General features: G+C 64.4%; 1 protein-coding gene. It reads left to right on the forward strand.

Annotated elements, in window-relative coordinates; translation table 11 throughout:
- A partial coding sequence (locus KUM32_RS39025) for a HAMP domain-containing sensor histidine kinase (RefSeq protein WP_302185249.1) occupies positions 1-547 on the forward strand: 547 nt, incomplete at both ends.

Below are 547 nucleotides of genomic sequence, written 5' to 3' on the forward strand. Positions count from 1 at the left end.
TCGAGGGGCAGGTGCTCGGCGTGATCGAGCTGGCCTCCTTCCAGCCGTTCACGCAGATCCAGAAGGACTTCCTGAACCAGATCGCCGAGATGATCGGCACCAGCGTCAACACCATCAGCGTCAACACCAAGACCGAGGTGCTGCTCAAGCAGTCGCAGGAGCTGACCGAGCAGTTGCGCGAGCGCTCGGCCGAGCTGGAGAACCGGCAGAAGGCGCTCCAGGCGTCCAACGCCGAACTGGAGGAGAAGTCGGACCGACTGGCCCGGCAGAACCGCGACATCGAGGTCAAGAACACCGAGATCGAAGAGGCCCGCCAGGTGCTGGAGGAGCGCGCGGAGCAGCTCGCGGTCTCGATGCGCTACAAGTCCGAGTTCCTGGCCAACATGTCGCACGAGCTGCGCACACCGCTCAACTCGCTGCTCATCCTGGCCAAGTTGCTGGCCGACAACGCGGACGGGAACCTCTCCCCGAAGCAGGTGGAGTTCGCCGAGACCATCCACGGGGCCGGCTCCGACCTGCTCCAGCTCATCAACGACATCCTCGACCT

This window comes from Streptomyces sp. AC627_RSS907, from assembly GCF_019049165.1.